10 protein-coding genes are annotated in these 12,207 nt (G+C 50.4%); 3 read left to right on the top strand and 7 right to left on the bottom strand.

Features of this window, described 5'->3' with window-relative positions; translation table 11 throughout:
* Positions 1–2: 2 nt before the first annotated feature.
* The 3 genes from LVQ77_RS02400 (at position 3) to LVQ77_RS02390 (ending at position 4,692) form a co-directional block, all read left to right on the top strand.
* Complete coding sequence (locus LVQ77_RS02400; RefSeq protein WP_232863733.1) at positions 3–1,742, top strand: type I secretion system permease/ATPase; 1,740 nt, start codon at positions 3–5, stop codon at positions 1,740–1,742.
* Complete coding sequence (locus LVQ77_RS02395; RefSeq protein WP_370644929.1) at positions 1,742–3,079, top strand: HlyD family type I secretion periplasmic adaptor subunit; 1,338 nt, start codon at positions 1,742–1,744, stop codon at positions 3,077–3,079. Before LVQ77_RS02400 ends, LVQ77_RS02395 begins: the two co-directional genes overlap by 1 nt.
* Positions 3,080–3,393: 314 nt before the next feature.
* Positions 3,394–4,692 (top strand): glycoside hydrolase family 10-like protein, encoded by a 1,299-nt coding sequence (locus LVQ77_RS02390; RefSeq protein WP_232903553.1) that lies wholly within the window; start codon positions 3,394–3,396, stop codon positions 4,690–4,692.
* Between the two features lie 588 nt (positions 4,693–5,280).
* Here LVQ77_RS02390 and paaY read toward each other — a convergent pair.
* The 7 genes from paaY to paaG form a co-directional block, all read right to left on the bottom strand.
* Positions 5,281–5,877 carry a phenylacetic acid degradation protein PaaY gene (paaY, locus tag LVQ77_RS02385; RefSeq protein WP_232903552.1) on the bottom strand — a complete coding sequence of 199 codons (597 nt, stop codon included), beginning with the start codon at positions 5,875–5,877 and terminating at the stop codon, positions 5,281–5,283.
* Positions 5,878–5,886: 9 nt separating this feature from the next.
* On the bottom strand, positions 5,887–6,819 hold the full coding sequence (gene paaX / locus LVQ77_RS02380; protein WP_232903931.1) for a phenylacetic acid degradation operon negative regulatory protein PaaX: 933 nt from the start codon (positions 6,817–6,819) through the stop codon (positions 5,887–5,889).
* A gap of 158 nt (positions 6,820–6,977) precedes the next feature.
* Positions 6,978–8,294 carry a phenylacetate--CoA ligase PaaK gene (gene paaK / locus LVQ77_RS02375; RefSeq protein ID WP_232863729.1) on the bottom strand — a complete coding sequence of 439 codons (1,317 nt, stop codon included), beginning with the start codon at positions 8,292–8,294 and terminating at the stop codon, positions 6,978–6,980.
* A gap of 22 nt (positions 8,295–8,316) precedes the next feature.
* Positions 8,317–9,525, bottom strand: a complete 1,209-nt coding sequence (gene pcaF / locus LVQ77_RS02370) for a 3-oxoadipyl-CoA thiolase (RefSeq protein ID WP_232863728.1) — start codon at positions 9,523–9,525, stop codon at positions 8,317–8,319.
* Positions 9,522–9,947: a hydroxyphenylacetyl-CoA thioesterase PaaI gene (paaI, locus tag LVQ77_RS02365; protein ID WP_232903551.1), complete on the bottom strand. Its 426-nt coding sequence runs from the start codon at positions 9,945–9,947 to the stop codon at positions 9,522–9,524. Before paaI ends, pcaF begins: the two co-directional genes overlap by 4 nt.
* Positions 9,937–11,418, bottom strand: coding sequence for a 3-hydroxyacyl-CoA dehydrogenase PaaH (gene paaH, locus LVQ77_RS02360; RefSeq protein ID WP_370644928.1), 1,482 nt, complete (start codon positions 11,416–11,418; stop codon positions 9,937–9,939). The genes paaI and paaH overlap by 11 nt, the downstream gene beginning before the upstream one ends.
* A gap of 2 nt (positions 11,419–11,420) precedes the next feature.
* Positions 11,421–12,206, bottom strand: coding sequence for a 2-(1,2-epoxy-1,2-dihydrophenyl)acetyl-CoA isomerase PaaG (paaG, locus tag LVQ77_RS02355; RefSeq protein ID WP_232903549.1), 786 nt, complete (start codon positions 12,204–12,206; stop codon positions 11,421–11,423).
* Position 12,207 lies beyond the last annotated feature (1 nt).

Here is a 12,207-nt window from a genome sequence, read left to right as displayed (position 1 = left end):
CTATGTCGCGCCAGCATACGCCAACAGAACTGAAGAGTGCATTAAAGGGGACTAAACCGACCTTTATAATGTTATTGTTTTTTAGTTGTGTAATTAACATGCTTATGCTGGCGCCGGCAATATATATGCTGCAGGTCTATGATCGTGTTTTAGTCAGTAAAAACACGACGACATTATTGATGTTGACGTTACTTATTGTCGGTATATACATCGTTATTGCGATGATTGAATCGGCCCGTTCAAGCGTCATGATCAGGCTTGGCAATCGGCTCGATGTCAAAATGAATAAGTTAGTTTTTAATGCTGCATTTAAACGAAAAGTTGCTACAGGCGATAGTAACCCTGCCCAGGCGTTAGCCGAGTTGGATCAAATTCGTCAGTTTCTTTCCGGCAGCAGTTTATTTGCGCTGCTGGATATCCCCTGGACACCGGTATATTTATTTATTGCCTTTCTTGTCCACCCACTGTTGGGATACCTCTCTTTGGGAGGCATAACAATATTATTTATCCTGACCCTGGTTTCGGAATTTTCGACTAAACGCCCTATTCAGCAAGCACATGCGTTAACCATCAATAACGCCAGCAAACTCAATAAGCAATTACAAAACTCCGACACTATAGAAGCGATGGGAATGCTTTCCACCCTAAAACTCCACTGGGGGGAACAGCATGACAAAGTGTTGGTATTACAAACGCAGATTGCCGATAAAACAGCCGGATTAAACAGTTTAAGCCGCTTTGTGCGTGTGCTGCTGCAATCTATTGCGCTGGGAGCCGGGGCTTTACTGGTGATCGGAGGCCAAATTACCCCAGGGCTGATGATTGCCGCTTCTATCATTCTAGGGCGCGTACTTAACCCGGTAGAACAAATCATCGGAAGCTGGAAGCAGTTTGTACAATTTCGTAGCGCATGGCATCAGATATCAACACTGCTGAAGGAGTATCCGGTGCCCAAAGAGGTCCTGACCCTGCCACGCCCTAAAGGAAATATTAGTGTTGAAAGTGTTTTTGCCGCAGCACCAGGCCAACATGCTCCACTGCTACGTAATATCTCATTTCAACTCGAGAAAGGTGAAGTGCTGGGTATTATTGGCCCTTCGGCCTCAGGGAAAACATCACTAGCGAAGTTACTGGTCGGCGTCTGGAAACCTTTATCCGGTAAAGTTCGCCTTGACGGCGCAGATATTTGCCAGTGGGATAAAGAGTTGCTTGGTCCATCCATCGGTTATCTCCCACAAGATGTTGAATTATTCGACGGCAGCATCGCGCAAAATATTGCCCGTTTTGCTGAAAACGATAGCGAACTTATCGTCGCTGCCGCAACTTTGGCTGGCGTGCATGACATGATCCTACGTCTCCCCCAAGGCTACGACACGCCTCTGGGTGCAGGCGGACACCAGTTGTCAGGTGGGCAACGGCAACGAGTTGGGTTGGCGCGTGCGGTCTATAACAATCCTGCATTCATCGTGCTGGATGAGCCAAATGCCAACCTGGATGATGCCGGTGAGTTTGCCCTCGTCAAAGCGATAAATACGCTGCGCACCCAAGGTCAAACCACCGTCATTATCTCGCACCGCCCGACGCTGCTTGGCGTGGTCAATAAAGTCTTACTGCTCAATGACGGAGCCATGCAAGAGTTCGGCACCCGCGACCAGGTTTTTGCCAATCTACGGCAGGCCAATATATTAAAACCGGTAGCGGCCTCCTCTCCATCAAGTACTGAACAGCAACGAGAGGCCTGATGATGAAAAAGAATAATAAAGACGCGCAAACCCCCGGTTCCGGCAGCGTTGATACCAATATATGGCCTCCAATACTGCGAGGGATCATCGTTATAACACTTGGCGTTGGTGGTTTCTTATTATGGGCGGTACAGGCTCCTTTAGATGCTGGTGTGGTGGCTGACGGGACGGTGACAGTTTCAAGCCACCGTAAAACTATTCAGCATTTAAGCGGTGGGCGAGTCACCGATATCTTTATTAAAGAAGGCGACCTGGTTAAAAAAAACCAGGTGTTAGTGCGACTGGATAAAATGCAACTTGGCATGCGTTACAGCACCTTAAATGCACAATATATGTCAGCAAAAAGTATTGAAGACCGTTTGCTGGCAGAACGAGGCGGCCTGGAAACCATTGCTTTTGATAATACATTGACACAAAAATTTGCTGATAATAAACGCCTGATTGAGGTCAGAAATCTGCAAGAAAAGTTATTCGATACACGTAGAAAAAATATCCAGGATGAATTATCAATGATTCAGGAGACGCTTGATGGCCTTATTGAGCAGACCAACAATCTAAATAAAATAAAGGGCTATCGTGACCACCAGTTCAGCCTGATTAACAGAGAGTTAGGTGCCATAAGAGCGCTAAGTGAAAAAAACTATTACCCTAAAGCACAATTGCTGGTGCTTGAACGTGAGGCTGCTGAAATATCAGGTAGCGTTTCAGAAGATATTCTGAATATCGCAAAATTAAAGTCACAGCAAAATGAACTGAAGATCAAAGCGTATCAGGTACGTCATCAATATCTGCGGGAAGTAGAATCAGAGCTTACGGAAAAGCAAAAAGAAGTCTCCATGCTTGAAGATGAGTTAGTTTCAACTCGGCATGAACTGGATAATACGGAGATTCGTTCACCTATTGATGGCATCGTTCTGGATGTAAAAGTCAGTACTGTGGGCGGCATTATTCAGCCAGGAGAACATTTAATGGATATTGTTGCCGCCGGGCAACCTCTGCAAATAGATGCAAAAATACCGGTACACGCCATTGATAAACTGATTCCCGGGTTGACGGTTGATGTGCTGTTCCCTGCCCTTAACCATGCTTTATTACCGTCAGTTCCTGCGCGCGTGTTAACTATTTCGGCTGACCGGTTAATCGATGAGGCCACACAGCAGCCCTATTACCTGGCAGAAGTTCAGGTCTCTACAGAAGGTGTGCGTTTGTTGGGCGACTACAAAATTAAAGCGGGCATGCCGGCAAGTGTGACGATTAAAACCGGAGAGCGAACATTCTTGAGCTATCTGTTCAAGCCATTAATTGCTCGTCTGGAACTGGCGTTCAAGGAGTACTGATGCCATCCTATTTAAGGCGAGTGGCCATAGTGCCACTCGCTACTATTTTTTCTTCTATATATACCCGTCGCCCTTCAAAATGCAGGGGTGTTGGCTACACTCACTCACCCGAATCACTTACTTCAGTAAGCTCATCGGGATTTGTTCGTTTGCCGCCTACCTGCATCTCGAAGTTTCTCGGGTATAGTCTTCCCGATGCTAATTAACATAATCTACATCATTGACTTAAATGCGAATCAGAAGAGAATATTCGTTCCTGACTATGTGCCGAAAAAATGGAGTCTACCATCAGCCGCTCTCGTAGCTTTCCGCTTATGACAAGAAAAGTGAAAACGTCAGGCGCCTTTGTTATCGCCGCTATGTTACTTGCCAGCTGTTCTTCAAAACCACCGGTCTCACTCGTGACCCCAGTGACTAAACAGACGCATCCGGCATCGCCTTCGCAAAATAAAGAACCAGTACGAGGCGTATGGCTCGCAACAGTATCTCGTCTTGATTGGCCCCCTGTTGCATCAGTAAATCCCAACAACGCTTCCACTCGCGTTAGCCAGCAACAGCAAGCGCTAAAAAACAAATTAGATAACCTGAAAAGTCTTGGAATTAATACCGTATTTTTCCAGATCAAACCCGATGCCACCGCGCTTTGGCAATCAAAAATTTTGCCATGGTCAGATGTACTGACGGGAAAAATTGGTGAAGATCCAGGTTACGACCCACTGCAATTTATGCTCGATGAAGCGCACAAGCGCGGTATAAAAGTTCACGCCTGGCTTAACCCTTACCGTGTTTCCACAAATACCAAACCGTCGACCGTTGCAGAACTCAACAACACTTTGTCGGACCAGCCACCGAGCGTGTTCGTGCTGCATCGTGACTGGATTCGTACATCAGGCGATCGTTATGTCTTAGATCCTGGGATTCCGGAAGTTCGTGACTGGATTACCAGCGTCGTTGCTGAAGTGGTATCGCGTTACGACGTTGATGGCGTGCAGTTTGATGACTACTTCTATACAGAATCCCCAGGGTCCTTCATCAACGACAACCCGACATTCCAAAAATATGGCCAGGGATTTGATTCAAAAGCGGACTGGCGTCGGCACAACACGCAGCAATTAATTGAACAAGTTTCTCGTACTATCAAACAGTTAAAGCCGGGTGTTGAATTTGGTGTGAGCCCTGCTGGCGTATGGCGTAACCGTTCATTTGATCCGGCTGGTTCCGATACCAGAGGTGCAGCGGCATATGATGAATCTTTTGCTGATACACGAAAGTGGGTGCAACAGGGCCTATTGGATTACATCGCCCCGCAGTTGTACTGGCCTTTCGCGCGAGATGCCGCCCGGTATGATGTGCTCGCAAAATGGTGGGCCGACGTGGTGAAACCAACAAATACGCGGCTCTATATTGGCATTGCGCTCTACAAAATCGGCGAACCGTCCAGGAAAGAGCCGGACTGGACTGTAAATGGTGGTGTACCCGAGCTGAAAAAACAGCTCGATCTGAACGAATCTTTGCCACAAATCAGCGGCACCATTTTGTTCAGAGAGAATAATCTTAACCAGCCACAGACCAGAGAAGCCGTTAGCTACCTTAAAAACCGCTGGGGCAGTTAATATCTACTATATAACCTATTGAATAAAATGGGTTTGTTTTAAAATGGCGTCGCTACGTGAATTCTGCTGTTTTGGCAGTACATTGGTGCAGCAGAATTCACGTAAATGCATCAAAAAATTGGGCTTCATTTATTCCCAACATGAGACAGCGTTGCCCAACTCTTCTTGTATCCCCACTGCGGTTCAAAAACGCCAATCGAAATAGTCTTATTTTGTTCAGCGATTAGCATATCAATTCAGCCGTATTAATTATTTGTTATATTTAATTATGATATGAATATTAATTGAGCAATATTGAGAAAAATGTGAAGGGGATGAAATTGAGTTTTATCTGGTTGTTCCAGTTTTATATCAACCGATAATCACTGGTAATGTTAACAGTGAGAAACGGTTTTAATCATGAAGAAATTTGCATTAATTATCAGTAGCATAGTAATTATCATGAATCTGTCTGGCTGTATTTACAGGGATGGAGGCCATCACCACGGCTGGCATCATCATCATTATCGCTAATTAAAAATAAACCCCGGAATAATCCGAGGCTATTTATTTAACCGTTAGGGAAGTGACTACACTTCCCTATTATTCTTAATTGTTGGGTTTTACACTGTAACCCGCACCAACCGTTTTTTCGTGACGGTTTGGCTCAACTTCGCGCAGCGGTTCAACCTGGTGCATCGTTTGCTGGCAGCGGATTACCAGATCCTGATACTCACGTGTTCCCTGCTTTTTCCACTCAATCTCATCCGCTCGCAACTCGCGAACCACTTTTGCCGGACTGCCGAGGATCATCAGGTTGGCGCCAAACTCGGCCCGTGCTTTAACAAAAGCGGCAGCACCGACAATACTGTTCTCTCCGATCTGCGCCCCATCAAGGATCACCGCATTCATGCCGACCAGCGCATTTTTGCCAATTAAGCAGCCGTGCAGAATTGCACCGTGGCCGATATGCCCGTCTTCTTCAACCACTGTGTCCTGTTCGGGGAAACCGTGCATCACACAGTTATCTTGTACATTCGCCCCATCTTTGACGATGATGCGCCCAAAATCGCCACGTAAACTGGCATTCGGGCCGATATACACGCGATGGCCAAGAATCACATCACCAATCAGCACCGCCGTTGGATGTACGTAGCTATCTTCAGGTACCACGGGGGTGAGTCCATCAATTTGATATACGGGCATAATTTCTCCTTACGGCTTCAGGCTGAGTCTACCAAAACGCTGGAAATAACCGCTTCCCGGCTGTGGCAAGTCTCCTACTGAGGTTTCACCATGTTCGCTAACAAAAGCCAGTGCCCCTGGTGCAACACGCTGATAAATGTTGATACACAGCTGGCGGGCGCTTTGCCCCAGCCAGTGCGGCGGCAGTAATTCATCAGGAAGCAATGGGTCTTTCAGCACGACGCGGCGGTAGAAATGGATAAGCAAAAGTTGAATCTGGAAGCAACGTAGCGGTGTAAGTTCGCTTGCATCTGCCTCACGCAATAACGGCAACAACGGGCGAAACGAGTTTATAAACTCGCCATAACGCTCGTTTTTATCGGTGAGTAACCAGCACTCTTCCACGCGGGCTTTGAGTGCGGTTTTCGAAGTTTGAAGCGGTGAACTGGCTTCAAAACAGATAACGTTATCCGCCACACCGGCTTCATGCAGTAGATTTTGTACATCGGCAAGATTTTGCGAAGGCGATGCCATCAGACTTGGGGCCAGTGTGCCAAACCCTTGCCAGATAAGCTGATTTTTCACTTGTTGCAGCGTGCTTTTTTCAAGCCCTTCAGAGAGCAAAAGCAGCCACTTACCGTCCCATTCAGGTTGCCCCGCACGGTAGATTTTCGCTTCCGCCCGGCGAGTCATACGCTGGCCCATTTCTGTCAGGCGATAAAAACTACGCCGCCCTACGCGCTCCACATCCAGCCAGCCCTCTTTATTAAGTCTGAACAGTGAAGTACGGACAAAACGCTCACCAAAACCCAGCGACTCAAGCATTGTGGCAAGGCTTCCGAGCCAGATTTCACCGCCGCGATGCGCCAGCGCATCACCGTATAAAGAGACGATCAGTGACGTTCCGCTTATAGGAACGGCACTGACCGCCTGCTCTATAAACTGTTCCAGTTTGTTGTTCATCATCTTCCAGAAATTCCGTGTTTAAAGCTCATTACCAAAAACATAGCATAAGAAAGATAATAAAAATCATGTCACTAACAATGTGATTCACATTTTTGTATTTATAGTTTTTTATGGAGTGCATGGCGGATAAGCACTGTGCCACCCGCCATTGTCTGTTATTGGTTCGCAGCCTGGCGTAAATCACAAACGCGAGTCGCTTTTCCTTCCGAACGAGGCAAACTGCCGCAATTCACAATGCTGATATCGGTTGAAATCCCCACCATCGACTTAATTTGGTGGCGCAACTGGTGGCATACGGAACAACGCTGTTCATGGCTTAAATGCAAACTGCTCTCTTTGAGCTCAACTTTCACTGCCAGCGTATCGAGATGGCCATCGCGATGCACTTCCAATTGGTAATGTGGTGCCAGGTGCTCGAACTTCACGATTTCCTCTTCCAACTGCGATGGGAACACATTCACACCACGGATGATAAGCATGTCGTCTGAGCGCCCGGTGATGCGGTCCATGCGTCGCATGGTTCGGGCTGTTCCTGGCAGTAAACGCGTCAGGTCGCGAGTACGATAACGAATCACCGGCAGCGCTTCTTTGGTCAGCGTAGTGAACAGCAACTCGCCCTGCTCGCCATCGTCGAGCACAGCACCGCTTATCGGGTTAACGATTTCTGGGTAGAAATGATCTTCCCAGATTGTCGGCCCGTCGGTGGTTTCCAGGCACTCCATCGCCACGCCCGGGCCCATCACTTCTGACAGACCGTAAATATCCAGCGCGGTAATGCCGAGGCGGCGTTCAATTTCCCGGCGCATCGCATGGGTCCAGGGTTCTGCGCCAAATACACCGACGCGCAGCGAACAATCGCGGGCATCGCCCCCCATCTGGCGCTCCAGCTCTTCAATCAGGTTCAGGCACCATGATGGCGTGACCATAATCATGTCGGGGCGAAAATCGCGGATCAGTTGCGCCTGCTTCTCAGTTTGCCCACCGGACATCGGAATAACGGTCGCCCCGAGGCGCTCAGCGCCATAATGCGCGCCCAGCCCGCCGGTAAATAGCCCGTAACCATAAGCGATATGAATTTTATCTTTCGGCGTACCGCCAGCCGCACGTAGCGAACGGGCGACAATATCGGCCCAGGTATCAATATCTTTCTGTGTGTAGCCGACTACCGTAGGTTTCCCGGTAGTGCCGGATGAGGCATGAATACGTACAACCTGCTCCATTGGCACAGCGAAAGTGTCGAATGGATAGTTGTCGCGCAGATCTTGTTTAGTCGTGTAGGGAAAAAGCCGAATGTCTTTCAGCTCTTTAAAATCATCAGGATGCACACCCACCGCATCAAATTTGCGTTTGTACATCGGCACATTGTTATAAGCGTGATTAAGAGTCCATTTCATTCGCTGCGTTTGTAAAGCCTGCAGCTCATCAACTGACGCGGTTTCAATCGGTTCCAGCTTTGTAGTAGAGGTTATCATTATAGGATACTCGCAGGGTTGATTAGCTCACACGCTCAAGGATCAGGGCAATGCCCTGGCCAACACCGATACACATCGTACACAGGGCATAGCGCCCTTTGCGGCGATGAAGTTCGTGGCTGGCGGCAAGCGCCAGTCGGGCTCCACTCATACCTAACGGATGGCCTAACGCAATCGCACCGCCGTTGGGGTTAACATGTGGGGTGTCGTCAGGCAGCCCTAACTGTCGTAATACCCCCAAAGCTTGCGCGGCAAAGGCCTCATTCAGTTCGATAACATCCATATCGTTGATGGAAAGCCCTGCGAGCTCCAGCACCTTGCGGGTTGCGGGAACTGGCCCAAGGCCCATCAATCGCGGCTCAACGCCTGCGGTCGCCATCGCCACAATGCGTGTTTTCGGCGTTAAACCGTGGCGCTGTGCAGCGGACGCACTGGCGATAATCAGCGCGGCGGCACCGTCGTTAACACCGGATGCATTCCCCGCCGTAATCACGCCGTTTTGGCGAAATGGCGCTTTCAGTTCATTCAGTTGTTGCAGCGTTGTTTCCGGGCGCGGATGTTCGTCTTCGCGAATTTCAGTCACCACACCTTTTTTACCCTTGAGCTGCACAGGCACAATTTCCTGCGCCAGAATGCCATTTTCGCGAGCGAGCTGTGCACGTTGCTGGCTGCGCCATGCAAAAGCATCTTGATCGTCGCGGCTTATATTTAACAACTCCGCTACATTCTCTGCCGTTTCTGGCATGCTGTCAGTACCAAAGTGTTCAGCCATGAGCGGGTTCACAAAACGCCAGCCAATCGTGGTATCGAACATTTGCGCCTGGCGCTGAAACGGTGTGTTGGCCTTGCCCATCACGAATGGGGCGCGTGACATCGACTCCACGCCGCCGGCAATCATCAGTTCGGCATCACCCGCTTTAATGGCACGCGCCGCCATGCCTAACGCATCCAGGCCGGAGCCGCATAACCGGTTAATCGTGGTACCGGAAATAGCCTGTGGCAGCCCGGCGAGGAGTGTCGCCATTCGCGCCACGTTACGGTTATCTTCCCCTGCCTGGTTGGCGCAGCCGAGAATCACATCGTCTACTGCATTCCAGTCAAGGTTCGGATAACGAGCCATCAGTTCTTTTAGCGGGATCGCGGCAAGATCATCGGCACGAACTGACGAGAGTGCGCCGCCGTAACGGCCAATGGGCGTGCGTACCCCGTCACAGATAAAGGCATCTTTCATAATTTGGCTCCGGATAATGTTGTGCCAATACGGTGCGAACGCCCGCGAAACAGGGCGATTGTTTTCTCATCCTGATTGATAATTTCAATGTCGTAGACGCCGGTTTGTTTCCCCTGAGTACGCACCTGAGCTGTCGCCGTCAGCACATCACCTGCTTTTCCAGGTCGAACGAAATCGATACTGCAGCCGGAAGCCACAGCTGCCAGACCTTGACTGTTGCAGGCATAGGCAAACGCAGTATCAGCCAGCGTAAAAAGTTGTCCGCCATGACAGGTTTTGTGGCCGTTAAGCATCGCGTTGGTGATGGTCATCGTCAGGCGCGCAAACCCTTCGCCCATTTCCTGAATCTCAATTTCCATCTGCTGCGCACAGTTGTCGCGAGCGTACATTTCCCGGGCATTCGCCCATGCATTAGTGCTCATGTTGTGTCTCCAGAAGTGTGCGTTGGCGCAGCAGTGACGTTGGGCGGTAACGTTCCTCGCCGTAATGTTGTTGCAGATTTTCCAGCAGGCGCAGCACCTGTTGCCAGCCGAGTTCAGCCCCCCACGTAAGCGGGCCGTGAGGATAATTCACCCCAAGGCGCATCGCGGTGTCGATATCCTCTTCACTGGCGACACCCTTTTGTGCAGCATCGGTCGCTTCGTTTGCCAGCATCGCTACAGTGCGCCAGACCAACATTCCAGGATAATCACTGATCATCAGTACCTGTTTGCCCTGCTGCTGGAAGAAATGAACCGCTTTGGCGGTCTGTTGCGCGGTGTTACTGGCTGCGGCTGCCAGCACAATCAATGGCGAGCGCTGCCAATCATTAACCAGGTCAAGCAGCACTACCGGGCGCTGCAAGCGTTTAGCCAGTTGAGTCGCTGTTTCGCCTTGCGTTACCTGCACCAGAACATCGTCCAGTTCAAGATAAGAATCAGTGACACTGTCACTAGAATGATGATTGTTCAGCCATGCTGCGTAACCATGGCGCCGGATGTCCTGTGCACATGACTCAGCGGTTTCTACGGGCTGGTAAGGTAATGATTCGTTGAGTGGCCAACTGTAAACCCCCTGCCCAGTTTTCTTGCCAAGGCGCTTACCAAATACCAGCTCCTGCTGGATAAGCGACGGTAAAAAGCGGCGCTCTTGCCAGAAACCGTTGAACACCGAACAGGTCACGGCAAAGTTCACGTCCTGGCCAATCAAATCAGTTAACGCCAGCGGCCCCATCGGAAACCCGCCGCAGTCGCGCAGCGCCGCATCAATCACGCCAGCCGGAGCCACCTGTTCCTCCAGTGCGCGCCAGGCCTCTGCATAAAATGGGCGCGCCACGCGGTTAACGATAAACCCAGGCGTTGAGTGGCAACGCACCGGTTGTTTCCCCCAGCGCAATGCCAGCTCAGTCAGGCTCTCCAGCACCGCCGGCGCGGTTTCCAGTCCACTCACCACTTCCACCAGTTTCATTACTGGTGCCGGGTTAAAGAAATGCAGCCCTGCCACGCGTTGTGGTTGTGGAATGCCACTGGCAATCGCAGTAATGGAAATCGACGATGTATTGCTGGCAAAAATCGCCTCTGCTGAACAGAACTCTGCTAGCTCTTTGAAGATTGCCTGTTTGATGTCGATTTGTTCGGCTGCGGCCTCAATGACCAGCGCCGCATCCGCCAGTTCACTGATGCTTTGTGCGGCGTTTAAACGGCTTTCAACGTCATGCTTTTCGGACGCCGTCAGTTTGCCCTTAGCCATGCGGGCACTCAGTGCTGTGGCAATTGCGTCAATGGCACGCGCCGCAGCGCCGGGTTGAATATCATAAATTCTGACCTGATGCCCAGCCTGAGCGGCAACCTGCGCAATGCCAGCCCCCATGGTGCCGCCGCCAATCACGGCAATAATTGATTGTGGTGTCAGCATCATCATTTCCCCTTAAACACCGGTGTGCGTTTAGCCAGAAATGCCGACACCCCTTCACGGTAATCTTCGCTGCGTCCGGCAAGGCGCTGGTAATCGCGCTCCAGATCGAGCTGTTCTTCAAGGGTGTTTGTTTCGGAAGCGTTCAGTGCCTTCTTCACCAGTCCCAGGCCAAAGGTTGGCTGGCTGGCAAAATGCACGGCGAGCTGGCGAGCGGTATCGTTGAGTGCTTCATCATCAACTACTTGCCAGATCATGCCCCACTGCAAGGCTAGCTCGGCGCTAAGTTTGTCACCCAGTAACGCCAGCCCCATGGCCCGCGCACGTCCGGCAAGGCGCGGCAAATACCAGGTACCGCCGCAATCAGGAACGAGGCCTAATTTGCTAAAAGACATAATGAAGTTTGCCGAACGTGCCGCAATCACCATATCGCAGCCCAGTGCAAGCGTTGCCCCGGCCCCTGCGGCGACACCGTTTACCGCGGCAATAACCGGTTTTGGTAATGCGGCCAGGCGCTTAATCAGCGAGTTGTAGAAATTCTCAACCGAAGTGCCTAAATCTGGTGCAGCTCCGCTTGGGTCAACATTGCGGTCATTGAGATCTTGTCCGGCACAAAACGCACGGCCCGCGCCAGTTATCAGCAGGCAGCGAATGGTGTCGTCACGTTCGACTTGCGTCAGCACATCGGCAAGCTGGCGGTGCATTTCGTCATTAAAACTGTTCAGGCGCTCCGGGCGGTTTAAAATCAGTGTCATCACGCCGTTTTGCACATCGCTAACAATGAATGTCATG

The organism is Buttiauxella cochleicola (assembly GCF_021282435.1).
Classification (GTDB): Bacteria; Pseudomonadota; Gammaproteobacteria; order Enterobacterales; family Enterobacteriaceae; genus Buttiauxella; species Buttiauxella massiliensis.
Note: the sequence above shows the minus strand (reverse complement) of the source record. Positions and strands in the feature narration are given on the sequence as shown.